The following is a 25,312-nucleotide window of genomic DNA, read 5'->3' on the forward strand; positions in this document are numbered from 1 at the left end:
CGCCAGGCCGCCCGCCCCGTCTACCTGCCCCTGGGGTGAGTAATGGTCAGACCGGAGCACCACCAAAGCCGATCTCGTTCCCGTCGGGGTCGCGGTAGGTGACCTTGCGCACGCCGTTGGAATAGGTCTCCCGATTCACCGGCTCGATCCCCCGCTCGGCGATCCCCGCCACCCGGGCGTCGAGATCGTCCACAAAGATCGTGTGCATCGCATGCCCGGCGTGCTCGGGCAGCTTCTCGACGTACACATACCGATGCTCCGCCAACTCCCACACGGCCTCGACATCATTCGGCAAGAACGCGGGCGGACCCCCCAACAGCCGTTCGTACCACTCCAGGGCAGCCGCGTAGTCGACCACCGGAATCCCTGCGAACAGATCAAGTGCCATGCGCCGATTCTAAGAAGTTCCCTGCCTTTCGCCCCGCTACGCTCGTCAGCGAATGGCCGGTGCGAGGTACGGCGAGGGGCCACGACGTACGCGAAACGCCGGGCACAAAGCTCAGCCGAGCACGGCGGGGCGGCGATAGGTGCGCCTGCCGTAACCAATCTGGGCCAGGACCAGGGCATCCGGCACACGACGACCACCCACGTCGGGCGAAGCCCGACAGCAGAGAGCACGGCTGAGCGAAGCGAAGGCGATTGGGCGCGTGGAGCGCGTCGCCCTGCCGGAGGCGGCGCGCTGCGCCTCAGGGAAGGATCTTGCTCAGGAACGCCCTGGTCTCCGGGTGGCGGGGCTCGGTGAAGATGACCTCTGGGGGGCCGTGTTCGAGGAGGACGCCGTTGTGCAGGAAGCCGACCGTGTCCGCGATGTCCCGGGCGAAGGTCATTTCGTGCGTCGCCAGGACCATGGTCATCCCCCCTTCCTTCAGTTCCCTGACGACATTGAGCACCTCGCTCACCAGCGTCGGGTCCAGCGCGGAAGTGATCTCGTCCAGCAGCATCAGGCGGGGCCCCGGGGCCAGCGCGCGGATGATGGCCACCCGCTGCTGCTGCCCCCCGGACAGCCGGTCCGGGTAGGCGCCCGCCTTGTCCGCGAGGCCGAAGCGGGCCAGGAGTTCCCGGGCGCGGGCCTCCGCCTGGGCCCGGCCCACCCGGTGGACCTTCCGCGGCGCGAGGCAGATGTTCTCCAGTACCGTCATGTGCGGAAACAGGTTGTACGACTGAAAGACCATCCCGATCCGCTTGCGCACGTCGTCCGGGTCGGTGCGGACGGCGGTGACCTCCTCGCCGTCGAGGTAGATGGCGCCGTCGTCCACCGTCTCCAGCAGGTTGACGCATCGCAGCAGCGTCGACTTGCCCGAACCCGACGCGCCGATCAGGCACACCACCTGGTGTGACTCGACCGTCAGATCGACGCCGCGCAGCACGCTGTGGTCGCCGTAGTGCTTCCAGACGCCCTCGACGCCGAGCAGCGCGGTCATGCGCCCCGCCGCCTTCTGGCACGTGCCGCGAGGAGGTCGGTGAAGCGGGCCATCGGGATGGTGAGCAGGATGAACATCAGGGCGGCCACCAGGTAGGGCGTGTAGTTGAAGTCGCGTCCCGCGTAGATCTGCGCCTGCCGGATGGCCTCGATGACACCGATCGTGGAGGCGAGGCCGGTGTCCTTCTGCAGCGACACGAAGTCGTTGAGCAGCGGCGGCACCACCCGGCGTACGGCCTGCGGGAGTACGACGTACCGCATCGCCTGGCCGTGGGACAGCCCGAGCGAGCGGGCCGCCGCCTGCTGGCTCGGGTGGACGGTCTCGATGCCGGCCCGGAAGACCTCGGCGACGTAGGCGCTGTAGGACAGGGTGAGCGCGATGACGGCGAGCGTGATCCCGTCCCTCGGCACACCCTGGAGCTCCAGCGCCGGCAGGCCGAACCCGATGAGCAGGATGATCAGCAGCGTCGGTACGCCTCTGAACACGTCCACGTAGACCACGGCCAGCGCGCGGAGCGGGAAGAAGATGGGGGCGCTGAGCTGGCGTATCATCGCGATCAGCAGTCCGGTCAGCAGGATCAGCGGCTCGGCGATCAGGAAGATCTTGACGTTGTTCCAGAACCCGGCGAGTACGTCGGGCAGCGCGGCGGCGAACACCTCGCCGTCGAAGAACGTCTCCCGCACCCGCTCCCAGCCGGGCGCGTTGGTGACCACCAGCGCGACCAGCACCAGGAACACGAACGTCGACGCGGTCGCGACCGACCCCGACCGCAGCGCACGCCGCCGCCGCTGACGTTCCCGCTCGATCTGCCGGGGACTCTTCACCCACCCCCGCGCACGACCGCCTCCAGCAGCGCCACTCCCTTCGTCCCCTGAGCCGCCTCCCGTGCCGCTCCACCCCTCGCCCGCAAGCCCCGAGCCGTCAGCCCCAGCGTCGCGCCCGTCACCCTGGTCACTCCAACCACTGCCCTTGGCACCTCGGTCGTCCGGCTCGGCGTCCCAGCCCTCGCCGTCGGCCTCGATGCTCCGGTCGGCGGGTCCGGAGTCCTGGCCGTGGTCCTCGGGTTCCGGGCCGGTCATGACAGGTCGGGTGCGCCCACCGCGGAGCCCAGCCACTGGTTTTCGATCTTGTCCAGGGTGCCCGATTCGCGGAGTTTGCCGATGACCTGGTCCACGCACCCGACCAGCGGGCTGCCCTTCTCGAAGACCAGCCCGAACTCCTCAGGAGTCGCCCCGCCCGCCCCGAACTGGCCGACGATCTTGCTGTTCTCCACCTGTGCCGCCGTCACGTAGAACGCCGTGGGCAGGTCCACCACGATGGCTTCGACCTGCTTGTTCTTCAGCGCGTTCACCGCGTCCACCTGCTGGCTGTAGACCTTGGGCTCGGCGGCCGGCTTGATCACGTCCTGTACGGCCTGAAGCGATGTCGTCCCCACCTGGACCCCGATGACCGCGTCCCGCAGGGCCGCGATGTCCTTGGCCCCCGCGATCTTCGAGCCCTCCACCGCCACCACGGCCTGCTCGACCGTGTAGTAGCCCTTGCTGAAGTCGACCACCTTGGCCCGCTGCGGCGTGATCGACACCTGGTTGACGTCGAAGTCGAACTTCTTCGCCCCCGGCGCGAACGCCGAGTCGAAGGGTACGGAGACCCACTCGACCTCGTTCTTGGCGAACCCCAGCCCCTCGGCCACCGCGTACGTCACCGCGCTCTCGAAGCCCTGCCCGTTGGCCGGATCGTCGTCCTTGAACCACGGGTCGTAGGCGGGCTTGTCGGTGCCGACGGTCAGCTTGCCCGGCGTCTTCAGGGCCGGCGCGTCCTTGCCGCACGACGCCGACGGGCTCGCCCCGCCGCCGGATCCCGTCGCCGTGGCCTGGGTCCGGTCGACCGGCGCGCACGCCACGGCGCACGCCACCGCAGCCGTCGTCAGCGCGCCGAGCGCGAACGGCATGGGGGAACGACGGACCATGACGGCCTCCGGGGGAATTGCCCTGCGCGAACGTCCAAGAGTCTAGACTCAGCGCCCCCGCATCCAGCGGTCTGGGTACCACAAACCCACTATTCCGATCGGTGAGCCACCAATCATCCCCGGCTCTCCCGTACCGTGACCACATCCCCAGGTCCGAGCATCAGGTCCAGAGCGGCCGACCCCTGGTTCACGGCCACGCCGAGCCACCCCGAGGAGTCCTCGTAGCAGAGCAGGTGCCCCCGCGGCACCGCGCCGAAGGTGTGCTGGAACGGCATGGTGACGGTCCGCGTCTCGCCGGAGTCGTCGGTCCAGCCGACCTCCAGCCGCGCGCCGTACTCGTCGCCGAGCCCGAACGCCTCGTCCAGGTGCCCCCGCTCGCCGCCGAGGATCAGGCTGCCGAACTCGTCGATGTAGAGCACCGGCACGACCATCTCCCCCGCCGAGACCCGCGGCGCGGGGATGTCCAGCCGGACCAGTTCGTCGGGGGGAAGTTCGGCGCCCAGCGAGCGGAGTTCGACGCCGAGCGCGATGTGCGCCGCGGCGGGGGCGAAGATGTCCCTGCCGTGGAAGGTGCTGGACACTCTGGGCAGCCGGTAGTCGAGATTGTCCAGCCGGTACACCGCCTCGATGCCGCCGAGCGGTTCGCACACCGGGACGAGCAGCCCGTTGTCCGGCCCCACGAGCACGTCGCCGCGGGCGGTCTCCACCGCGATCGGTCGCCGTGGGGTGCCGACCCCCGGGTCCACGATGCCGACGTGCACCCCCACCGGCAGGTACGGCAGCGCGCGCCGGAGCAGCATCGCGCCCTCGACGATCTGGTACTTGGTGATCTCGTCGCTGAGCACCAGCACGGTCGCCCCGGGCGCGAGAGAGTGGACGACTCCGGCGCAGGTGGCCGTGGAGGCCGCCCCGAAGTCGGTGGAGAGGCTGACGAACACAGGGCGAGCATACGAGGTGGCCGGAAAGCGCCAAGGCCCTCCCCCACACCGGGGAAGGGCCTTGGCCTAATGATGTATCCGGGAAGGCACGCCGTCAGCCGGCGACCACCTCGATGTCGAGCGCGGCGGACACCTCGGGGTGCAGCCGCACGGACACCCGGTGCGAGCCGGTGCTCTTGATCGTGTTGGTGATCTCGATGCGCCGGCGGTCGAGGTCGGGGCCGCCCGCGGACTTGACGGCGTCGGCGACGTCACCGGTGGTGATCGAACCGAACAGGCGGCCGGACTCGCCGGCCCGCGTCTTCAGCGTCACGCGCAGCGACTTGAGCCGCGCGGCGACCTCCTGGGCGGTGCCGAGGTCGCGGATCTCCCGGGTGGACCGCGCCTTCTTGATCGTGGCGATCTGCTTCTCGCCACCACGCGTCCACTTGATCGCGTAGCCGCGCGGCAGCAGGTAGTTGCGCCCGTAGCCGTCCTTGACCGTGACGACGTCACCGGGAGCGCCGAGGCCGGAAACCTCGCTGGTGAGAATGAGCTTCATCGGTCTGGACCTCCTTAGCGAGCGGTGCTCGTGTAGGGCAGCAGGGCCATCTCACGGGCGTTCTTGATCGCGGTCGCCACGTCGCGCTGGTGCTGGGTGCAGTTGCCCGTCACCCGGCGGGCACGGATCTTGCCGCGGTCGGAGATGAACTTCCGCAGCAGCGCCGTGTCCTTGTAGTCGACGTAGGAGATCTTGTCGTGGCAGAACAGGCAAACCTTCTTCTTCGGCTTGCGCAATGCCGGCTTGGCCATCGTGGTGCTCCTCTCAGAGCCCCGCCGCGAGGGCGGGAATGGTCATCGGATTGGTCGGTAAGAGGGTGCCGAGGGCTAGAAGGGGGGCTCGTCGGTGAAGTCGCCGCCACCCTGGCCGCCGCCGAAGCCGCCGCCCTGGTTGCCGCCACCGTAACCGCCGCCACCGCCCTGGTTGCCACCGCCGAAGCCGCCGCCACCACCGGCGGGCGCTGTGGGGCTGGCCGTGGCCCACGGGTCTTCGGCGGGGCCGCCGCCGAAGCCGCCGCCGCCCTGCCGGGAGGTGCGGTTGACCTTGGCGGTCGCGTTACGCAGAGACGGGCCGACCTCGTCGACCTCGACCTCGTAGACGGTGCGCTTCTCGCCTTCCTTCGTCTCATAGGACCGCTGGCGCAGCCGGCCCTGGACGATGACCCGCATTCCGCGCTGGAGGCTCTCCGCGACGTTCTCCGCCGCCTGCCGCCAGGTGTTGCAGGTCAGGAAGAGCGCCTCGCCGTCCTTCCACTCGTTGGACTGCTTGTCGAGGAAGCGCGGGGTGGACGCGATGCGGAACTTCGCCACAGCCGTCCCCGTGGGGGTGAAGCGCAGTTCGGGGTCGTCGACCAGGTTGCCGACGATGGTGATCTGGGTGTCGCCTGCCATGGCTCGAGTTGCCTTCCTGCTGCACGGCTTCGCTTCGGATGTAGCCCCAGCGTACGGCGGGCGACCGACAAAAACCGGTGAACCGCCAGGGGGCCGGGGGAGCCTAGTGCGCGTCCGGACGCAGGACCTTCGTCCGCAGGATGCCCTCGTTGAGGTTCATCTGACGGTCGAGTTCCTTGACCGTGGCGGGCTCCGCGGTCAGGTCGATCACCGCGTAGATGCCCTCGGGCTTCTTGCTGATGTCGTAGGACAGCCGGCGACGGCCCCAGACGTCGACCTTCTCCACGGTGCCACCGTCGTTGCGGACCACGGCGAGGAACTGGTCGAGGGACGGGGTCACGGTACGCTCGTCCAGCGACGAGTCGAGGATGACCATCACTTCGTATCGACGCATGCGGCTTCGAGCCTCCTTCGGACTGTTGCGGTCACGACACGGTGCCGTGACAGGAGGACGCTGGCGCTTCGCGCCGGGGACGCTTCCAGCGCGCCACCGGCGGGCCGGCGGCGGTGCTGAAGGCAGCACGCCCGGCACACGCAGCCGTACCAGGCTACCAGCAGCGATGACGTGCCCGGCGCACGATCGCCACCTTCCCGCAGCCCGGCTCGTGGATTGCGCCGGCCCCGGCGCGGGAACGCTCGTTACCGAAGGATTGCCTAGAGGGGGTGGCCTCGATGCCCCATCTGCTCAGCCCGTCGAAGAGCAGGCCGTTCCGGCTCACACTGAACACCGACGGGGTCAGTCATCCGATCGAGAACACGCTGAGCGTGGCGACCCTGGTGTGCGGGCTCGTGGCCTTCGTCACGGGCTTCGTCTCCGAGGCGCACATCCTGGCGTCCTGGGTGGGCGCGCTCGGCTTCGGCGGCGGCCTGTACTCCCAGTACGTCTCCGCGACCACGGCCGAGCGGTCGGTCAACATCGTCGGCATCGTGGCGGCTTTCGTGGGCGTCTCGCTCGGTATCTACCACGGCGGCTTCGTCCCCTGACCTGGCCCGTGACCAGCGCGGTTAGCCGATCTTCAGATCGACCCCGAGCAGGACGAGGAACCACAGGAAGATCGCCAGCAGCGCCTCGGCCAGCTCCCGCAGGAACGCGGGCGTGATGTAGTCGTAGACCCATGCGACGTACAGGCCGACCAGAATGTAGATGAGCCCGATCAGGCTGATGCCTCTCCGGTAGAGCGCCACCTTTGGTCTCCTTGAGGGTGGGGGGAACTCGCGCTGGCGACTGCCCCGCCGTACCGCCGCGAAACCCTGCCGCCGAACGCCGTCGGGAAACACGGGACGGCCGATCACAGGTGTCGGCTACGCTCGGTTTCATGGTGCGAATCGGTGCGCATGTCGATCAGGAGGACCCTGCCGCCGCGGCCGCGGCGGTCGACGCCGAGGTGGTGCAGTTCTTCCTCGGCGATCCCCAGAGCTACAAGGCCCCGCAGGCGCCGGAGAAGGCCGCCGGCCTGGCCGGCTCCGGGCTCGACGTCTACGTCCACGCGCCTTACGTGATCAACGTGGCCAGCCGCAACAACCGCATCCGCATCCCCAGCCGCAAGCTGCTGACCCAGCATCTGCAGGCGGCGGCCGACATCGGGGCCAAGGGCCTGATCGTGCACGGCGGCCACCTGAACAAGAGCGACGATCCCCAGGACGGGTTCGACAACTGGCGCAAGGTCTTCGAGCGGATGGACTGCCCGATCCCGGTGCTGATCGAGAACACTGCGGGCGGCGACAACGCGATGGCCCGCAAGCTCGACCGCATCGCCCGGCTGTGGGAGGCACTCGACGGCTTCGACGTCGGGTTCTGCCTGGACACCTGCCACGCGCACGCGGGCGGTGAGGAACTGCTGGGCCTGGTCGAGCGGGTCAAGGCGATCACCGGCAGGATCGACCTGATCCACTGCAACGACTCGCGCGACGCGTTCGGCTCGGGCGCCGACCGGCACGCCAACCTGGGCGCGGGCCGGATCGACCCCGAGGCCCTGCTCGCGGTCTGCCGCGCGGCGGGCGCGCCCATCGTCGTGGAGACTCCCGGCGCCGGGCAGGCCGAGGACATCGCCTTCCTGCGCAAGAACCTCTGATCCACAGCACTTTATCCACAGGTGGATTAGTCCACAGCCTGTGGATAACTTATCTGGATTACTGTGGCCCGAAAGTGGGTAAGCCCGCGTTTCCGCCGGTCAGCCCGCCCAGCCGCCCTTCAGGAAGGTCAGCGTGTTGAGCACCATCAGCGGCCCCGCCACCAGCGCGTAGAAGACGAGCAGGCCCGGCCGCAGCGGTTCGGCCCAGCCGTCCCCAGGGTCCTTCCGCGGGGTGGCGGCCCGGGCCAGCGCCAGCCACAGCGGCCACCACAGCAGCGCCGAGCGCGGGATGGACAGGTAGTACGCCGAGCACACCAGCGCGCCCACCTGGAGTCCGACGTAGGTGAGTTCGCTCCACCTGCGCCGGACCAGCAGCCAGAGCGTGAACGCCACGCCGACCACCGCTCCGGCGATCTCCATCCGGAACGCCCAGGCGAACTGCCCGTCCCCGGCCGCCGACGCCCATGTGGTGGCCCACGCCTCCCACGGCATGACCAGGCTGCGGCCCCAGCCCGCCTCCTGGGCGTGGTTCCAGGCCAGCCAGTCGCCGGTCCTGCCGTACTGGTAGGCCGAGTACAGCGCGAGCGGCACGAACGGCGCGAGCAGCCAGGCGATGGTCTGCCGGTACGGCGAGCCGCCGCGCGCGGCCCGCCACGGCCCGGTGAAGTACTCCACGATCAGCGCCAGCGCCAGGAACAGCCCGGTGATCCGCACGCACGACGCGCCCGCGCCGAGCAGTCCGGCGGCCGGCCAGTTCCCGCGCCGCGCGGCCAGCCACGCCGGGATGCCGAAGGCCAGGAACAACGCCTCGCTGTACCCCGCGAACAGGAACACGGCGGTGGGGCAGAGCAACAGCATGAGCAGGGCTCGCCAGCCGGTGCCCTCGGCCCCCTCGTGGTCGCCCAGCCGTACCAGCGCGACCGCCGCCACGCCCCCGGCCACCAGCGAGATCAGGATGCCGGTCAGCGTCCATTCGGACACGATCGGATGGACCAACCGCAACATGAGCGGCATGCCGGGAAAGAACGCGGGAAGTCCGGCGTCGTTGGGTTTGCCGGGTTCGCCGTCGTAGCCGTACTCGGCGATGACGATCAGCAGGTTGGCGTCCCAGGCTCGCCAGCGCTCCAGCAGGGGCTTGCCCTCCCCCGCGAAGACCATCCCGCCGGCCATCACGGTCAGCAGGACGATGCCCAGCCGTGAACCGATCCACAGTGTGAGGGCCTGGTAGAAGGCCGTCTCACCGGGCCCAGGGGGCGGCGCCTCCGAAGGTTCGACAGTGGGTGGGGCTGAGCCGGCCAGCGACACGCTACGCGGTCCGCAGGCCGATTCCGGTGCCCGTCAGCCGCAACCTGTCGGGAGCGCCGTCGAACACGCCACCTGAGGGATCGTCCACGCCGCCCTGCCGTACCAGGTCGTGTTCGGGGCGCATGATGTCGCGCACGACGAAGGCCATCATGATCACGATGGTCAGCGCGCGGCCCCACACGGCGGTGAAGTAGGTGTCGGCGGTGATGCCCAGATGCGCGTTACCCTCCTGGAGGCCGACGAGGTAGAGCCAGATGGCGAAGAAGTACCAGATCTCGGCGACCTGCCAGAGGGCCAGCGGCTTCCAGTTGGGCCGGGCCAGCACCGCGAACGGCACCAGCCACACCACGAACTGCGGCGACCACACCTTGTTCGTCAGCATGAACGCGGCCAGCGTGAGAAAGCACAACTGCGCCAGCCGGGGCCTGGTCGGGGCGGTCAGGGCCAGCGCGGCGATCAGCAGGCAGATCAGCGCCAGCGAGGCGACGCCCATGATGCTCAGCCGTTCGGGATCGCCCAGGACCGGCCAGCCGCGCTGCTGGAAGAAGAACCACAGCGACCCCCAGTCCGCGCCGCGCTCCTGGCTGAAGACGTAGAAGCGGCTCCAGCCGTCGAAGGCGAAGATCATCACCGGCACGTTGACGACCAGCCACGCGCCCGCCGTCGCGGCCATCGTGCGCAGGAACGGCCGCCACTCGAACGTCCGGAGCGTCAGGAGGAACAGCGCGCCGATGAACATCAGCGGGTAGAACTTGGTGGCGATGGCCAGCCCGAGCAGCACCCCGGCGAGCACCTGCCGCCGCTGGGACCAGGCCAGCAGCGCGCCGAGGGACAGCACGCCCGCGGCGAGGTCCCAGTTGATGTAGGCGCCGAGGATCACCCCGGGCGCGACGGCGTACCACAGCGCGTCCCAGCGACGGTCCGGCCCGGCCAGCCTGGCCATCATCAGCACGCCGCCCACCAGGCAGGCGGCCATCAGCAGCACGGTGAGGTCGTAGAAGGTCGCCGCCCGGGACGCCCCGTCGGCCACGACCGAGGTGACCCGCGCCACCAGGTCCATCACCCAGCCGAGCACGACCGGGTACTCGACGTGGTCGGCGAAGTCCTTCACCTCGGCGAAGTAGGGCACCTTGCCGTCGGCCAGGCCGCGGCCGAAGTACAGGGGATAGATGTCGGTGTAGCAGAAGTTCGTGAACTGGAGGGTGCCGTCGTTCCACGCGCCGCCGAAGCGGCACGGCCACTTCCAGAGGTACGCGAGCAGCGCGCCGAACGTGGCGAACATCGCGAGCGGGAGGTACGGCAGCGCCCGCGCCCCCAGCACGGTGACCGCCCCGGCGTCCTTCAACCCCGGCCCGTCCGCCGGCCCACGCTCCGCGGCGGAATCGGGCTCGGTCCCACGCGCGGCGGCAGGCTCACGCTCACGCTCGGCGGCGGGATCGGGCCCGCGCTCGTCCTCGATGCTCATGCGATGTCCGCCGGCCCGCTCATCGATCGCCGCCGGAGCGACCGCTCGGCCCTGTGCTCGGCATCATCTGCCCGGACGGCGGCCGGTCCCGCTCGCCAGGTCCGCCGCCGTCGCCGGCGCTGCCCGACTCCTCCGGCGTCTGCGCGTTGGCGTCGCAGAACAGGTCGTTCTCGGCGCAGCCCGAGTCGTCGGGGTAGCCGTCCTCCTGCGGCGGGTCCTGCGGCATCTGGTCCTCCTCGACCGGCGGCCAGCCGTCCTCGCCGGTCGGGTCGTCCGGCTCCATGGACTCCTCGGGGTCGGGCGTCGGCGTCGGCGGCGGAACCGGGGCCATGTTGTCCGGCGTGCCGACGTTGGCCCGCGGCGGGAACTGCTCGATCTCGGCGTCCTTCAGGGCCTCGGCCATGAAGTCGTGCCAGATCTGCGTCGGAACGCCGCCACCGCCGATCGCGCCGGGCAGCGGCTCCTCCACCATCACGTAGTTCTTCTTCCGCTTGTTCAGCGGCCTGCCGGTCTTGGGGTTGTACGGCAGCCTCTTGCCGGTCTTGGCGTCGGCCGGCACCTCCCGGTACATCCCGACGGCGGCGGAGAGCTGCGGGGCGTACCCGACGAACCACGCGTCCTTGGACTCGTTGTTCGTGCCCGTCTTGCCGGCGACCGGACGCGCGCCCAGGTTGGCCGCCGAGCCCGTGCCCCCCAGGACGACCCGGGTCATCGCGTACGTGGCGTCGGCCGCGGCCTCGGCGGAGATGACGTCGAGGCTCTTGAGCCGCTCCTTGAACACCAGGCGGTTGCCGCCCGTGTCGCGGTCGCGCTGCTTGACCTCCACCACGGTGTGCCAGTCGAAGTGCTTGCCGCCGTTGGCGAAGATGCCGTAGCCGTTGGCCTGCTCCACGGCGGTGACCGTGGCGCTGCCGATGGTGGTGGCGTAGCCGTGGTTCTTGACCGCCCAGTCCACGGAGTTCTCCTTGAGCGTGGCCTTGGCCCGCTCCCCGACCCCGGCCTTCTTGGCGATCTCGGCGACGGCGTCCAGACCGACCTTCTCCCCCATCTGCACGAACACCGTGTTCACCGACTGGGCGGTCGCCTTCACCAGATCGATCGTGCCGAAGGACGTGCCACCGGCGTTGGCGATCGCGTTGGTCCCTTTCGCCTTGTAGGGGGACTTGCCGCTGATCAGGCTGCTCAGTGCGCGGTCGCTGTTCAGCCAGGCCGCGAGCACGTAGGGCTTGAACGCGGACGCCGCCTGCTTGGCGGCGTCGAACGCGCGGTTGTTGTAGTCGCGCAGGAAGTCACGCCCGCTGTAGAAGCCGGCCACCCGGCCGTTCCTCGGGTCGACCGCGGCGAGGCTGGTGTGGACGGTGGCGTCGAACGCCTGGGTCCGCGACTCCACCGCGCGCTTGGCCGCGGTCATCACGGCCGGGTCGAACGACGTCTTGATGATGTAGCCGCCGCCCTGCAGCTCATCCTTGGTGATGCCGTAGTCCTTCTCCAGCTCGCGCTGCACGATGTTGAGCATGTAGCCCTCGGCGCCCGAGTACTCCTCCGCGATGCGCCGCTTCTTGGGCTTGGGGAACTTCAGGTTCGCGACCTGGGCTGCGTACGCGGGATCGACCTTGGGAATCTGGCCGCGCACGTACTCGAACCGCTCCATGGTGGCCGCGTACTTGCCCTGCGACTCGTACCTGTCGAAGTCGCCGGGCCGCTGGATGCGGCCGGCCAGGTACATGCCCTCGGCGATGGTGAGGTCCTTGACGCCCTTGCGGAAGAAGTCGCGGGCGGCGGCCTCGATGCCGTAGGTGTTGCGGCCGAAGGGGATCGTGTTCAGGTAGTACTCAAGGATCTTGTCCTTGTCCCATTCGCGGTCCAGCTTGATCGCGACGAAGATCTCCTTGACCTTCCGCTTGATCGCGACCTCCCGGCTCAGGCCCTCGAAGTAGTTGCGGGCCATCTGCTGGGTGATCGTCGAACCGCCCTGGAGCTGCTGCCCGGTCACGGTCATCCACACCGACCGGGCGATGCTGGGGATGCTGATCCCGACGTCCTGGCGGAACGTGTCGTTCTCCGCCGCGATCACCGCGTCCTGGACGTGCTTGGGAACGTCGCTGATCTTGACGATGGTGCGCTTGGTGCCGATCTTGGCGAACGTCTTCCCGCTGGCGTACTGGAAGACACTGCCCTGGGCCACCGCGGACTCCTGGTAGTCCTTCTCGGTGGGCAGCGTCGTGTTGGCGTACGCGATCGCGATCATGCCGAACACACCGGCCGCGATCACCGCGCTGCCGGCCATCAGGATCTTCCAGCTCGGGATGAACCGCTTCCAGCTCTTCTTGCCCGGCTCGTCGCCGGAGGAGCGCCGTCGCCCGCGTCCGTCGTCGTCGCCGCCCCGGCCGCCACCACCGCGCCCGCGACCGCCCCGGCCGGGTCCGCGTGGTCCTTCGGGCCGGTCCGGGCCCACCGACCGGTTGCGCCCCGTACGCGACAGCCTGGTGTCGCCATCCTCGGGAGGCCCGCCTCGCGGTCCGCCGGGACCACCTCGGCCCCCGGGTCCCTCAGGCCGGCCGGGACCTCCGGGACCTCCCGGCCCACCGGGCCTGCGGGGAGGCTGCGGGGGTCCGCCCTGGCCGGCCGCGGCCGCCGCCATCATCGCCTGGGTGTCCTCGAACTCGGCCTCGGCCCTGCGGCCCGCGCGCTGGGCCGGCTGCTGCCCGGTACGCCCGGGCGGCGGAGCCTGGCGACGCCGGCCCCCGGGCTCCTGTCCCCCGCCTTGCCCGCCGGGCTCACGCGCCGGCGGCTGAGCGGCCGAGCCGTTATGTGGTGCGGATGCGCTCGCCTGGGCGGTACGGTGGCGACGTCCCTGGCGAGCCGACGGCGACGGGGCCCCGTGGGGGGCGGGCCCTCCGGTCGGCTCCGGGCCATAGCTGCTGTAACTCACGCGCGTCCTCGTTCAGTCAGGCGATGTGGGTGTGGCGACGGCCAGCGACAGGCGGTGGGCGTCACCCGGCATTCTCGGCTCAGGACTCGGTCGGCGGATCACCATTTCCGAGGACGAACGAGACCGCCAGATGATTCCAAGCACAACCTTGGCAGACCTCTACCACGTACACGCGGAATTCACGGTATTCGTGTGCCATCTCGGCCAGGTCTGACGTGCTCTTTACCCGGCCTACCGAGCGGCCCAGTTCGTCCCCGTACACATAGGTCACATGGGTCACGTTCTGCCGTTCGCACACCGGACAGGGCCGGTCGGTCGCCTCCCCGTGGAACCGTGCGGCCCGCAGCAGATAGGGATGTGCGTCACAAACGTCGTCGAAAGACGTCCGGCCCGTGCGCAACGAGCGAACCGTCGCTCGCTTCGCAAGGCCGTAGTCAACGACCGCTCGCTGTGACCACATGTGCGCCAGACTACGGCTTTTTCCCGATTGCTCCCAACCTCTTGGGGCAGAAGTGAAGGTCACCCCTGGTCGCCACCCTGGTCGTTGCAAGGTATGCCGCGGCGACGTATCCTTCAGATGTATCGGTTCGATACATCATGCGAGAGGGGTGGGTTCCATGGTCGGCGGCCGAAGCAACGTCTTGGAGCTCGCCGTTCTCGGGTCGTTGCACGAAACCCCACTGCACGGCTATGAGCTGCGGAAACGGCTGAACGCGCTGCTCGGCATGTTCCGTGCGTTCTCCTACGGCTCGCTCTATCCCTGCCTGCGCTCGCTGCTCAACGACGGGCTGATCGCAGAGGAGGAGCCCGCCCCGGCCGAGCCGGTCGCGCCACTCGCCGGCCGCCGCTCCAAGATCGTTTACAAGCTGACGGCGGAGGGCAAGGAGCGGCTCCAGGACCTGCTGACGCAGTCCGGGCCGTCTTCCTGGGAAGACGAGAGCTTCGGGGTCCACTTCGCGTTCTTCCGGCACACGCAGGCCGAGGTGCGCCTGCGCATCCTCGAAGGCCGCAGGAGCCGGCTGGAGGAGCGGCTGGAGGGCGTCCGTAACGCGCTCGCCCGCACGCGGGAGCGGCTGGACGCCTACACGCTGGAGCTTCAGCGGCACGGCCTGGAGTCCGTCGAGCGCGAGGTGCGCTGGCTCAACGAGCTGATCGCCACCGAACGGCGCGGCGGGCCGGGCGGCACGGAGTCGAGCACCCCAGGGCGGGGCGTACACCACGAAACCGGACACGAGACCGGACGGGAGACCACGGGCGGCCCGGCGGCCAACGCGGGGACTGACGCCGATGAAGGCCCGGCAAGGGCCACGGATACAGATCATTGAGTAAGGGAGCGAGTGCCATGGGTTCGGTGCGCGTAGCGATTGTCGGAGTCGGCAACTGCGCCGCGTCGCTGGTGCAAGGCGTGCATTACTACAAGGACGCCGACCCGGCCAGCCGGGTACCGGGCCTTATGCATGTGCGATTCGGCGACTACCACGTGAGCGACGTCGAGTTCGTCGCCGCCTTCGACGTCGATGCCAAGAAGGTCGGGCGTGATCTCTCGGAGGCCATCGTGGCCAGCGAGAACAACACGGTGAAGATCTGCGATGTGCCGCCCACCGGCGTCACCGTGCAGCGCGGCCCGACCTACGACGGTCTCGGCGAGTTCTACCGGGAGATCATCGACGAGTCCGACGAGAAGCCCGTCGACGTGGTCAAGGTGCTGCGCGACAACAAGGTCGACGTCATGGTGTCCTACCTGCCGGTGGGCTCGGAGGAGGCCGACCGCTTCTATGCGCAGTGCGCGCTCGACGCCAAGGTGGCGTTCGTCAACGCGCTGCCGGTGTTCATCGCCTCCGACCCCGAGTGGGCCGCCAAGTTCACCGAGGCGGGCGTGCCGATCATCGGCGACGACATCAAGTCCCAGGTCGGCGCGACGATCACGCACCGGGTGATGGCCAAGCTGTTCGAAGACCGCGGGGTCGAGCTGCTGCGCACCTACCAGCTCAACTTCGGCGGCAACATGGACTTCATGAACATGCTGGAGCGCAGCCGCCTCCAGTCCAAGAAGATCTCCAAGACCCGGTCGGTGACCTCGCAGATCCCGCGCGAGATGGGCAAGGGAGACGTCCACATCGGCCCCTCCGACCACGTGCCGTGGCTCGATGACCGCAAGTGGGCCTACGTCAGGCTGGAGGGCAGGTCGTTCGGCGACACTCCGCTCAACCTGGAATACAAGCTGGAGGTCTGGGACTCCCCCAACTCCGCGGGCATCATCATCGACGCGATCCGCGCCGCCAAGATCGGCCTGGACCGCGGCATCGGCGGCCCGCTGCTGTCGCCGGCGTCCTACTTCATGAAGTCGCCGCCGGAGCAGTACTCCGACGACGTCGCCCGCGAGGCCGTGGAGAAGTTCATCCGCGGCGAGGTCGAGCGCTGACCGTTGTTCCTGAGAGAGCCCTCCTCGGAGGGCTCTCTTTCATGTCAGGCCTTCATGTCAGGCCTTCATGTCAGGGCCGGGCGGCGGCGGGCAGCGCGGCCGGGTCGGCGGGGGCCCAGGCCAGTGGGTCGTCGCCCAGTGCGTTCAGCAGCGGCACCTGCTCCCGGCACCAGGGCGAGATCGTGACCCGCCCGCTCATGACGTCGTCGGCGAACCGCGGCCACGGCATCCATTCCACCTCCCCGACCTCCTCGGGGTTGGGCACCGCCTCGGCCGCCACGATCACCCGGTAGACCGGGCACAGCTCGTGCTCGACGATGCCGTTGTCCATCACCGCCCGGTAGGAGAAGGCGGGCAGCATCAGGTCCACCCGCTCGACGTCCAGCCCCAGCTCATAGGACAGCCGGCGGGTGACCGCCGCGTCCAGCGGCTCGCCGGGCATCGGGTGGCCGCAGCAGCTGTTCGTCCAGGCGTCCGGCCAGGTGACCTTGTGGGCGGCCCTCCTGGACAGCAGCACCCGCCCGGCGCGATCGAAGACGTAGCTGGAAAAGGCCAGGTGGAGCGGTGTGTCCGGGCCATGTACCGACGCCTTCGGCGCGATACCGGTCGCGTTGCCCTCGCGATCCACCAACACAACCAGTTCATCGGTCATCACGCGTTTGAGAGTACGTGATCACCTGAGGGACCCCTCCCCCTAGGGGGACTACGGGGTTGTCCCGGATGTGGGCCGCCGCCCGGCAACGTAGGCTGGCGTGGTGTCTTTCGCCTCCGATCTGCGGGCCGTCCTTGTAGAACGGGACTTCAGGCGCCTCTTCGCCACCCGCCTGGTGTCGCAGTTCTCCGACGGGATCTTCCAGTTCGGAGTCGCCGGCTACGCGTTCTTCAGCCCCGAACAGCAGACCAACGCCGTCCAGATCGCCACGGGCCTCGCCGTACTCCTCCTGCCCTATTCGGTGCTCGGCCCGTTCGCCGGGGTCTTCATCGACCGGTGGTCCCGGCGGCAGATCCTGGTGATCGGCCCGATCATCCGCTGCGTCCTGCTGCTCCTGGCCGCCACGCTGGTCGCCACGGGCGGGCCCGACGCGTGGTTCTACGTCGTGGCCCTCGGCGTGCTCGCCGTCAACCGGTTCTTCCTGGCCGCGCTCGGGGCCTCGCTCCCGCACGTGGTGTCCAGGGACAAGCTGATGATGGCCAACGCCGTCACCCCGACGTCCGGCACGGTGGTGACCTTCGTCGGCGCGGGCGCGGGCTACCTGCTGCGGCTGGTCTTCGGGTCCGGGCACCCCGGCACCGCGCCGCTGCTGGTGATCTCGGGGGTGGCCTTCGCGCTGGCCGCGGGGATCGCGGCCACCATGGCCAGGGGGCTGCTCGGCCCGGCGTACGACCCCGACCGCCCGCAGACCCGCGAGGCGCTGCGCAACGTGGTGCGCGGCCTGATCGACGGCCTGCGGCACGTGGCCCACCACCGCGCCGCCGCCGCCGCGCTCGGCGCGATGTCCACCCACCGGTTCGTGTACGGCATGTGCACCGCGATGCTGATCATGCTGTACCGGTACCACTTCACCGTCAACGATCCCGACAAGGCGCTCGCCGGGGTGGCGCTCGTCCTCGGCGCCTCCGGCGTCGGCTACTTCGGGGCCGCGCTGATCACTCCGTGGGCCACCGAGCGGTTCGGCATCACCACCTGGGTGCCGATGGTCCTCACCGCCGCGGGCGTACTGGGCTTCGCGGTGGTCGCCCCCTTCCAGGAGTGGGGCATGCCGGTCGCCGGCTTCGTGCTCGGCATCGCCGGGCAGAGCGTGAAGATCTGCGCCGACACCGTCGTGCAGCGCGACATCGCCGACGCCTACCTGGGCCGCGTCTTCTCGCTCTACGACATGCTCTTCAACGGCATGTACGTGCTGGCCGCCGCCTTCGCCGCGGCCCTGCTCCCGGCGAACGGCAAGTCCTATCCGGTGCTCGGCCTCATCGCGGCGGGCTACGTGCTCGGCGCCCTGGTCTACCGGATGGTCACGCCGACCGGCGACAACCCCAAGCCGAAGATCCCGCAGAGCGCCTGAGCGGGGGGCGGGTCAGGACACCGCGTTGTCCTTGGCCCACTCCAGCAGGGCTGCGGTGGCCGCCTCCTTGCCGATCATGCCCTGGTCCAGCCGCATCTCCAGCAGGAACTTGTACGCCCTGCCCACCAGCGGCCCCGGCGCGATGCCGAGCACCTGCTGGATCTCGTTGCCGTCCAGCTCCGGGCGGATCTTGGCCAGCTCCTCCTCCTCGGCCAGCCGGGCGATCCGCTCCTCCAGGTGGTCGTAGGTGCGGGCCAGCGCCTGCGCCTTGCGCTTGTTGCGGGTCGTGCAGTCGGCCCTGGTCAGCTTGTGCAGCCGGTCCAGCAGGTGCCCGGCGTCGCGTACGTAGCGGCGCACCGCGCTGTCGGTCCACTCGCCGGTGCCGTACCCGTGGAACCTCAGGTGCAGCTCCACCAGCCGGGAGACGTCGGCCACGACGTCCTTGGGGAACTTCAGCGCGATCAGCCGCTTCTTGGTGAGCTGCGCGCCGACCACCTCGTGGTGGTGGAAGGACACCCGCCCGCCCGGCTCGTGCCTGCGGGTCTTGGGCTTGCCGATGTCGTGCAGCAGCGCGGCCCAGCGCAGCACCCGGTCACAGCCACCGTCACCCTCCAGCGCGATGGCCTGTTCCAGCACGATCAGGGTGTGCTCGTAGACGTCCTTGTGCCGGTGGTGTTCGTCGATCTCCAGGCGCAGCCGGGGCAGCTCGGGAAGTACGTGGGCGGCCAGGCCGGAGTCGACCAGCAGCTCAAGGCCGCGGCGCGGGTGGGCGCCGCAGATCAGCTTGTCCAGCTCGGCCTGGATGCGCTCGGCGGAGACGATCGCGATCCGCTCGACCATGCCGCGCATCGCGGCGAAGGTGGCCGGGTGGACGTCGAAGCCGAGCTGGGAGGCGAAGCGGGCGGCGCGCAGCATACGCAGCGGGTCGTCGTCGAAGGACCGCTCGGGCGGGCCCGGCGTGCGAAGCATCTTGGCCGCGAGGTCGGCGAGCCCGCCGTACGGGTCGGCGAAGGTGTGCTCGGGCAGGCGTACCGCCATCGCGTTGACCGCGAAGTCGCGGCGGGCGAGGTCGTCGTCGAGGCTGTCGCCGTACATGACCTCGGGCTTGCGCGACTGCGGGTCATAGGACTCGCTGCGGTAGGTGGTGATCTCCAGTTGCCGGCCGCCCTTGCGCACGCCGACGGTGCCGAAGTCGATGCCGATCGTCCACACCGCGTCGGCCCAGTCGCGGACGATTTCGAGGACCTGTTCCGGCCTGGCGTCGGTGGTCAGGTCGAGGTCGTTGCCGACCCGGCCGAGGAAGACGTCGCGTACCGGGCCGCCGACGAGGGCCAGCTCGTGCCCGCGCGCGGCGAAAAGCTCGCCCAGCTCGTCGGCCACGGGCGGGATGCGGCGGAGCAGCGCGTCGAGGCCGCGCTGCTGGCCGGCGGTCAGATTCGATTCGGACAAGCTGGGTAGGTCCTTCGGTTACGGAGGATGTTCCCCCGGGCCATTGCTGGTGTCATCCGCGGGAGACACACCGTCGGCGATCACCAGAATACGGTCGACCTGCGGACCGTAGGGGGTCGGGCCACGAGGCAAGGAGCGCAGAGATGAAGGACGCCCTCGCGATCCACCGCTGGCTCCTCGCACACCAGGTCCATCATGAGATCGTACGCCTTCCGCGAGCCCTGACGTGCGCCGGTGAGCTTCCCGAGATCATGCACGCGGACGCGGCCCACTGCCTTGAGGTCACGGTCTTCGAGGTGGACACGCGGGTCGGTCTCGATCCCGTCGCGGTGCTGTCGTCCGTCGCCACGCCGCCCCGGCCCGCGATGGTGGGCACCCTGCTCGGGGCGCGCAAGGTGTCGCCCGCCCCGGCGTTCATCGTCAACTCCGCCACCCGCTACGCCGCCGGGCTGGTGTGCCCGCTGCTGCTGCCCGACGACCTCGCACTGCTGATCGACGAACGCCTCCACCGCGAGCTGCCCGGAGACACATTGGTGCACACTCCGACCGGTGAGCGGCGCACCGCGCTGTCGCTGCGCGCCCGCGATCTGCTGACGCTGGCCGGCGGCAAACGGCTCGATCTGGCCGCGCGCGGCCGGTCGTCCCTGTCACACCGGCACCGTGCGTCGCACTCGTTGCCGCGCTGAGCGTGCCCGGGCGAACCGACGTTCGCCGGAGACGGTGGGACGACGGTGGAAAAGGGCTCATTGAGTCGGTCTCAACGTCCGTCTCGACCCGATCCGGCCGCGCAAAGGCCATAGCATTGCGGCGTGCGCCGTACACCGACCCGGGCAGGCACGTGATCGTCAAGGCTCTGCTCACCACCGTCACCGCCGCGCTGCTGGCCGTACCAGCGGCGGCGGCGTCCTCGGTGTCCACGGCGTCCGCCGTGTCCGTACGGCAGGCGCCGCCGCTCGTGATCGAGTCGATCTCCCCGGACACCCCGCGCGAGCGCAACCAGGAGATCAAGATCTCCGGTACCTACACCAACACCACCGGCGCGCCGCAGGCCGGCCTGCGGATCCAGCTCCGCTACTCCGGCCAGCCGTTCGCCGGGCGCAGCGAGATGGAGTCCTACGCCGAGGGCCTGATGACCTGGCGGGACCGGGGGTCCATCACGCGCTTCACCCAGGTCCCGGTGCTCGCGGCGGGCGCGAAGCAGCAGTGGGAGTTCAGTGTGACCCCCGCCATCATCGAGATGTGGCGGTTCGGAGTCTACCCGCTGGCGGTGGAGGTGCTCGGCCCGAACCAGGAGACGGTGGCGATCCAGCGGACGTTCGTGGTGTACGCGCCAAAAGACGAGCGGGTCGCCCGCACCCGCCTGGCGGTGGTGCTGCCGGTGCTGGACCAGCGCCCGCGCCGCAGCGTGGACCAGACGTTCCTCAACGACGACCTGCGCGGCGGGCTGGCGGAGGGCGGCCGGCTGGCCGACATGCTCGCGCTGGTACGCGGCTCGGCCACCGCCAAGGGCGTGAGCTGGCTGGTCGATCCGGCGCTGCTGGACGACGTCAACGCGATGGCTCGCGACTACACGGTCGACACCGGCGACGAGCGCAAGCAGCGCCCCGCCGAGCCCGCCGCCGCCCCCTGGCTGGCCGGGATGCGTACCGCGCTGGCCAAGGCGAGCGTGTTCGCCACCCCGTACGCGGACCCTGACGTGGCGGCGCTGGTCCACCGCGGGCTGGACGGCGTGACCCGCGGCGCGCTCACCACGGGCGCGGAGGTCGCGCAGTCGATGCTCGGCCGGGCGGTGCCCACCGACCTCAACTGGCCGGTGTCCGGCGCGCTCGACCTCGACGCGCTGGACGAGCTGGCGGTGGGCGGGGTCAAGACCGTCCTGCTCGACCAGGGCAACCTCCCGGCCGCGCCGTCCGCGACGACCACCCCCGACGCGGCGGCCACGATCTCGTCCGTGAACGGGCCGGTCACCGCGCTGGTGGCCGACCAGACGCTGAGTGAGATCCTCTCCTCCGACGTGGCCGTGCCCGGTGCCGACCTGCTGGCCAAGCAGCGCTTCCTGGCCGAGACCGCGATGATCACCGCCGAGGCCCCGCAGAAGGGCCGGACCGTCGTGGCCGCGCCGTCCCGGCAGTGGCATCCCGATCCGGCGTTCGTCAGCGGACTGCTCGGCCGTACCGCCAAACTGCCCTGGCTCAGCCCGGTGTCGATCACCTCGATCAAGCCCACCGCCCCGCGGACGGCGCGCGTCGGGCTGACCTACACCGACGAAGACCGCCGCGAGGAGCTGGGCAAGGGCTACCTGGCCTCGGTGCGCAGGACCGAACGTCAGGCCCAGCTCACCGCCGACGTCACCGACGACGCCAACGACCGGCACGGGTTCGAGCGTCCGTTGCTGCGGCTGGCGTCCTCGGCCTGGCGCGGCAAGACCGGCGATGCGCGCACCGCCGTCGAGCACATCGACGAGGCGGTGTCCGACCAGATCGAAGAGGTCGCGATCACCGGCACCGAGCAGCCCCGCACGCTGGCCGGGGACAACGGCGTGGTGCCGATCAGCGTCCACAACTCACTGAACAAAACGGTCGCGCTGCGCATCGACGTCAAGTCGACCAGTCCGCGGCAACTGGAGATCAAGGACTTCTCGCGGGCGATCCAGATCTCCCCGCGGGGCAGCCAGACCGTGCAGGTGCCGCTGACCTCGCACGTCAGCGGTGAGACGACGGTCACGGTGCAGCTTCGCACGGAGTCCGGCAAGCGGTACGGCCCCCCGATCGAGCTGACCGTGCGCACCACCGGCTATGCCGGGATCGCGCTGGTGATCGTGGGCGGCGCGCTGTCGGTCATGCTGGCGGCGGTGGCGCTGCGGATGATGCGCCGGCGCAGGGCCGGGCGGCGGCGGGCCCCTGCGGGGTCGGCTCAGCCGGCTCCCGCTCGATCGGCTCCCGCTCAGCAGGCTTCCCAATCTGCTTCTCAATCGGCCGAGCAGACGGCCGACGTGACGAAGCCGGTCGCGCGGCCCCCGGCGTCCCCGTTGCCCGAGGGCACGGAAGAGCGCGCCGAGCGGGTCAGCGGCCGGCGCCCTGGACCCCCCGCGTGACACCGAACCTGGAGGACCGTGACCGATGAGCAGGTTGTTGCGCGCGGGCGCGATCATGGCCGCGGGCACGATGGTGTCGCGCGTCACCGGCTTCCTGCGTACGGCGGTGCTGGCCGCGGCGATCGGCACCGCCGCCCTCGGCGACGCGTACAACGTGGCCTACACGATCCCGCTCATCCTGTTCGAGCTGCTCATCGGCGGGGTGCTGAGCAGCGTGATCGTGCCGATGGTGGTCCGCGCGCGGCGTAACGACCCGGACGGCGGCACCGCTTACGAACAGCGGCTGATGACGTTCGCCATCCTGCTGCTCGGCGTGGCCGCGGTGGTGTCCGTGCTGCTCGCCCCGCTGATCGTGGACCTCTACACCGACGACTGGACCGGTGCCAAGCGGGAGGCCGCGATCACGCTGGCCAGGTTCATCCTGCCGCAGATCGCGTTCTTCGGGATCGGCGCGCTGGCCGGGGCGATCCTCAACGCCCGTGACCGGTTCGCCGCGCCGATGTGGGCACCGGTGCTCAACAACCTGGTCATGATCGTGGTCGGCCTGCTGTACCTGGTGGTGAGCGGCGCCGGATCGTCCGTGGAGGCGGCGACGGCCTCCGACCTGGCGCTGCTCGGCATCGGCACCACGGCGGGCATCGTCGTGCAGTGCCTCGCCCTGGTGATCTCGCTGCACCGGGCGGGGTTCCGGTTCCGGCCGAGGTTCGGGGTTCGGGGCGTCGGGCTCGGCGAGATGGGCCGGACGGCGGCCTGGACGTTCGCGTACGTCGGCATCATGCAGTTCGGCTTCTGGGTCACCACCAAGCTCGCCACCGGCGCGGGCGACCGGGTGCCCGGCGCGGGAAACTCCGCCTACGCCTACGCCTACCAGCTCTTCCAGTTGCCCTACGGGGTGATCGCGGTCTCGGTGATCACGGCGATGCTGCCCAGGATGAGCCGGTCGGTCGCCGACGGGCAGCTCGGCCAGGTGCGCGAGGAGTTCGCCTCGGGGGTGCGGCTGGTCTGCTCGGTGATCATCCCGGCCGGGCTGCTGCTGATGGTGCTCGGTCCGGCGGTGGCCGTGGTGATCTTCGGGCACGGCAACATGACGATCTCGAACGCGATCTACATCGGCAACGTGCTCCAGATCTTCGGGCTGGCGCTGGTGCCGTTCTCGATCTTCCAGCTACTGCTGCGGGTGTTCTACAGCTTCGGCGACACCCGCACGCCCGCGTTCCTGGCGGCCGGCAACGTGGCGGTCAACGCGCTGCTCAGCCTGGTCTCTTACGTGGTGCTCCCAGATCGCTATATCGTCTTGGGGCTGGCCTGCTCGTACACCGTCTCCTACATGACCGGTGCCGGGTTCGCCTGGGTGCGGGCCAGCCGCAAGGTCGGCGGCCTGGACGGCAGGCGGGTGGCCGGCGCGCTGACCAGGATGTACCTGGTGGCGCTGCCGACGGCGGGCCTGGCCCTGGCCGTCCTTTGGGGCGGCGAGCGCTGGGCCGGGCTGACCGCGGTCAGTTCGCTGGTGATCCTGGCGGCCGGAGGCGGGCTCGGCATGCTGCTGTACTTCGTGGTCGCGCACCGGGCGCGCATCCCCGAGGTGGGTTCCCTCGTTGGACTTGTCGCAGGACGGGTAGGTCGTTGATGAGGAAGTCGGGGTTCCGGTGAACCCGGCGGCACCCCTCGCACGTCTTGTTCAGGGGGCCTGAGGCACGTGGGGCCGATGGTTTCCGAAGGAACACGAAAGAAACGGGTACCGCACTACGATGGTGCCCGATAAGCGCGGAATGGAAGCAGGAGGGGCGTGGGCGCATCCAACCGGCATGGCAGGACGTACGGCGATATGCCTGCTTTGATCCCTGCCTTGCCCGTGTGGTACAGCCATGGTGATTTGCCCGCTTTGTCAGCGGCTTTGTCGGCAAGGTCGTCCCATGGCGGCATTCTCGCGATTCCTGCGCGTTCCGGGTGCCCCCTGTGGCCCGCTCCTCGCGCCACGACCTCCGACGGACTGGTGAACGCCGCATGAGCGCGCCCGCAGTAGAGCCCGGCACCAAGCTGGCGGAGCGGTTCCGCGTCGAAGATCGCGTCGCCGAGCAGGACGGCGCCATCCTGTGGAAGGCGATCGACGAAGTACTGGCCCGGCCGGTCGCGGTCCACACCTTCAGCGACTCCTACGCCCGCACGAGCGAGGTCGTGATGGCGGCGCGGGCGGCGAGCCGGCTGTCCGACCCACGACTGACCCAGGTCTTCGACGCCGCCGAGGAAGAACAGCTCTCCTACGTGGTCAGCGAGTGGGTCACCGGCGAGACGCTGGCCGACCTGCTGGCCGCCGGCCCCCTCGAACCCGAGCGGGCCGCCGCGCTGGTCGCCGAGGCGGCCGAGGCCCTGGCCCACGCCCACGAGGCCGGGCTCGCCCACCTGTGCCTGCGTCCGTCCAAGCTGATCTGGACCTCGGGCAGCACGGTGAAGGTCCTCGGCGTCGGCATCGACGCCGCGCTCGGCGACCTGAGCAGCGACGATCCGGCGGGCGACGACGCCGCCGGGCTGGGCAGGCTGCTCTACGCCGGCCTCACCGGACACTGGCCGGGCACGAGCGACGGCCCGGTCGGGCTCCCGCCCGCGCCCACCACGCCCGACGGCCAGATCTGCACGCCCCGCCAGGTCACCGCGGGCATCCCCGGCTACCTCGACGGCATCACCGTCAGGGCCGCCCTGCCCGCGGCGCTGCGCGGCCAAAAGCCGCTGGTCAGCCCGGCCGACGTCGCCGACGCGCTG

At 70.0% G+C, this 25,312-nt stretch carries 25 protein-coding genes; 9 read left to right on the forward strand and 16 right to left on the reverse strand.

The window, feature by feature from the left end; all coding sequences use genetic code 11:
• Window positions 1–46 precede the first annotated feature (46 nt).
• From C1I98_RS11235 to rpsF, 9 genes are all read right to left on the reverse strand, one after another.
• Entirely contained in the window at window positions 47–388 is a 342-nt protein-coding gene (locus tag C1I98_RS11235; protein ID WP_111167111.1) for a VOC family protein, read from the reverse strand.
• A gap of 298 nt (window positions 389–686) precedes the next feature.
• Window positions 687–1,421 (reverse strand): amino acid ABC transporter ATP-binding protein, encoded by a 735-nt coding sequence (locus C1I98_RS11240; RefSeq protein WP_111167112.1) that lies wholly within the window; start codon window positions 1,419–1,421, stop codon window positions 687–689.
• Window positions 1,418–2,500 (reverse strand): amino acid ABC transporter permease, encoded by a 1,083-nt coding sequence (locus C1I98_RS11245; RefSeq protein WP_111167113.1) that lies wholly within the window; start codon window positions 2,498–2,500, stop codon window positions 1,418–1,420. The genes C1I98_RS11240 and C1I98_RS11245 overlap by 4 nt, the downstream gene beginning before the upstream one ends.
• Window positions 2,497–3,387, reverse strand: a complete 891-nt coding sequence (locus C1I98_RS11250) for an ABC transporter substrate-binding protein (protein WP_111167114.1) — start codon at window positions 3,385–3,387, stop codon at window positions 2,497–2,499. The genes C1I98_RS11245 and C1I98_RS11250 overlap by 4 nt, the downstream gene beginning before the upstream one ends.
• A 113-nt stretch (window positions 3,388–3,500) precedes the next feature.
• Window positions 3,501–4,325: an SAM hydrolase/SAM-dependent halogenase family protein gene (locus C1I98_RS11255; protein ID WP_111167115.1), complete on the reverse strand. Its 825-nt coding sequence runs from the start codon at window positions 4,323–4,325 to the stop codon at window positions 3,501–3,503.
• Between the two features lie 94 nt (window positions 4,326–4,419).
• Complete coding sequence (gene rplI / locus C1I98_RS11260) at window positions 4,420–4,866, reverse strand: 50S ribosomal protein L9 (protein ID WP_111167116.1); 447 nt, start codon at window positions 4,864–4,866, stop codon at window positions 4,420–4,422.
• 14 nt (window positions 4,867–4,880) lie between these two features.
• The gene (gene rpsR / locus C1I98_RS11265; RefSeq protein ID WP_061256131.1) at window positions 4,881–5,117 is read right to left on the reverse strand and encodes a 30S ribosomal protein S18; all 237 of its coding nucleotides are present in this window, start codon (window positions 5,115–5,117) and stop codon (window positions 4,881–4,883) included.
• Between the two features lie 75 nt (window positions 5,118–5,192).
• A complete protein-coding gene (locus tag C1I98_RS11270) occupies window positions 5,193–5,756 on the reverse strand; it encodes a single-stranded DNA-binding protein (RefSeq protein ID WP_111167117.1) in 564 nt (187 codons plus the stop codon).
• A gap of 103 nt (window positions 5,757–5,859) precedes the next feature.
• Window positions 5,860–6,150, reverse strand: coding sequence for a 30S ribosomal protein S6 (gene rpsF, locus C1I98_RS11275; protein ID WP_111167118.1), 291 nt, complete (start codon window positions 6,148–6,150; stop codon window positions 5,860–5,862).
• 278 nt (window positions 6,151–6,428) lie between these two features.
• Between rpsF and C1I98_RS11280 the strand changes: the two genes are divergently transcribed.
• Window positions 6,429–6,740 (forward strand): hypothetical protein, encoded by a 312-nt coding sequence (locus C1I98_RS11280; RefSeq protein WP_111167129.1) that lies wholly within the window; start codon window positions 6,429–6,431, stop codon window positions 6,738–6,740.
• A gap of 21 nt (window positions 6,741–6,761) precedes the next feature.
• On the opposite strand, the gene C1I98_RS11285 is transcribed toward C1I98_RS11280, so the two are convergent.
• Window positions 6,762–6,941: a hypothetical protein gene (locus C1I98_RS11285; protein ID WP_111167119.1), complete on the reverse strand. Its 180-nt coding sequence runs from the start codon at window positions 6,939–6,941 to the stop codon at window positions 6,762–6,764.
• 131 nt (window positions 6,942–7,072) lie between these two features.
• Between C1I98_RS11285 and C1I98_RS11290 the strand changes: the two genes are divergently transcribed.
• Window positions 7,073–7,828 (forward strand): deoxyribonuclease IV, encoded by a 756-nt coding sequence (locus C1I98_RS11290; protein ID WP_199536864.1) that lies wholly within the window; start codon window positions 7,073–7,075, stop codon window positions 7,826–7,828.
• Window positions 7,829–7,927: 99 nt separating this feature from the next.
• Here the strand turns inward: C1I98_RS11290 and C1I98_RS11295 are convergent, their stop codons facing one another.
• The 4 genes from C1I98_RS11295 to C1I98_RS11310 form a co-directional block, all read right to left on the reverse strand.
• The gene (locus C1I98_RS11295; protein ID WP_233507694.1) at window positions 7,928–9,133 is read right to left on the reverse strand and encodes a mannosyltransferase family protein; all 1,206 of its coding nucleotides are present in this window, start codon (window positions 9,131–9,133) and stop codon (window positions 7,928–7,930) included.
• 1 nt (window position 9,134) lies between these two features.
• Window positions 9,135–10,598, reverse strand: coding sequence for a glycosyltransferase family 87 protein (locus C1I98_RS11300; RefSeq protein ID WP_111167120.1), 1,464 nt, complete (start codon window positions 10,596–10,598; stop codon window positions 9,135–9,137).
• 19 nt (window positions 10,599–10,617) lie between these two features.
• Window positions 10,618–13,053 carry a transglycosylase domain-containing protein gene (locus C1I98_RS11305; protein ID WP_158557994.1) on the reverse strand — a complete coding sequence of 812 codons (2,436 nt, stop codon included), beginning with the start codon at window positions 13,051–13,053 and terminating at the stop codon, window positions 10,618–10,620.
• Between the two features lie 556 nt (window positions 13,054–13,609).
• Window positions 13,610–13,990 carry a DUF5318 family protein gene (locus C1I98_RS11310; RefSeq protein WP_111167122.1) on the reverse strand — a complete coding sequence of 127 codons (381 nt, stop codon included), beginning with the start codon at window positions 13,988–13,990 and terminating at the stop codon, window positions 13,610–13,612.
• Between the two features lie 157 nt (window positions 13,991–14,147).
• Between C1I98_RS11310 and C1I98_RS11315 the strand changes: the two genes are divergently transcribed.
• The gene (locus tag C1I98_RS11315; protein WP_111167132.1) at window positions 14,148–14,855 is read left to right on the forward strand and encodes a PadR family transcriptional regulator; all 708 of its coding nucleotides are present in this window, start codon (window positions 14,148–14,150) and stop codon (window positions 14,853–14,855) included.
• Between the two features lie 17 nt (window positions 14,856–14,872).
• Window positions 14,873–15,952, forward strand: coding sequence for an inositol-3-phosphate synthase (locus C1I98_RS11320; protein WP_111167123.1), 1,080 nt, complete (start codon window positions 14,873–14,875; stop codon window positions 15,950–15,952).
• Window positions 15,953–16,022: 70 nt separating this feature from the next.
• Here the strand turns inward: C1I98_RS11320 and idi are convergent, their stop codons facing one another.
• Window positions 16,023–16,604 (reverse strand): isopentenyl-diphosphate Delta-isomerase, encoded by a 582-nt coding sequence (gene idi / locus C1I98_RS11325; RefSeq protein WP_111167124.1) that lies wholly within the window; start codon window positions 16,602–16,604, stop codon window positions 16,023–16,025.
• 103 nt (window positions 16,605–16,707) lie between these two features.
• Between idi and C1I98_RS11330 the strand changes: the two genes are divergently transcribed.
• Window positions 16,708–18,012, forward strand: a complete 1,305-nt coding sequence (locus tag C1I98_RS11330) for an MFS transporter (protein ID WP_111167133.1) — start codon at window positions 16,708–16,710, stop codon at window positions 18,010–18,012.
• A gap of 12 nt (window positions 18,013–18,024) precedes the next feature.
• Here C1I98_RS11330 and C1I98_RS11335 read toward each other — a convergent pair whose 3' ends face one another.
• Window positions 18,025–19,461 (reverse strand): CCA tRNA nucleotidyltransferase, encoded by a 1,437-nt coding sequence (locus C1I98_RS11335; protein WP_111167125.1) that lies wholly within the window; start codon window positions 19,459–19,461, stop codon window positions 18,025–18,027.
• Window positions 19,462–19,604: 143 nt separating this feature from the next.
• Between C1I98_RS11335 and C1I98_RS11340 the strand changes: the two genes are divergently transcribed.
• From C1I98_RS11340 to C1I98_RS11355, 4 genes are all read left to right on the forward strand, one after another.
• Entirely contained in the window at window positions 19,605–20,147 is a 543-nt protein-coding gene (locus tag C1I98_RS11340; protein ID WP_111167126.1) for a YbaK/EbsC family protein, read from the forward strand.
• A 116-nt stretch (window positions 20,148–20,263) separates the two neighbouring features.
• Entirely contained in the window at window positions 20,264–22,555 is a 2,292-nt protein-coding gene (locus tag C1I98_RS11345; RefSeq protein WP_111167127.1) for a DUF6049 family protein, read from the forward strand.
• 25 nt (window positions 22,556–22,580) lie between these two features.
• Window positions 22,581–24,182 carry a murein biosynthesis integral membrane protein MurJ gene (murJ, locus tag C1I98_RS11350; protein ID WP_111167128.1) on the forward strand — a complete coding sequence of 534 codons (1,602 nt, stop codon included), beginning with the start codon at window positions 22,581–22,583 and terminating at the stop codon, window positions 24,180–24,182.
• Between the two features lie 377 nt (window positions 24,183–24,559).
• Window positions 24,560–25,312 (forward strand): protein kinase family protein (locus C1I98_RS11355; protein WP_199536865.1); only part of this gene is annotated, 753 nt, incomplete at its 3' end.

Source organism: Spongiactinospora gelatinilytica (assembly GCF_003236385.1).
Classification (GTDB): Bacteria; Actinomycetota; Actinomycetes; order Streptosporangiales; family Streptosporangiaceae; genus Spongiactinospora; species Spongiactinospora gelatinilytica.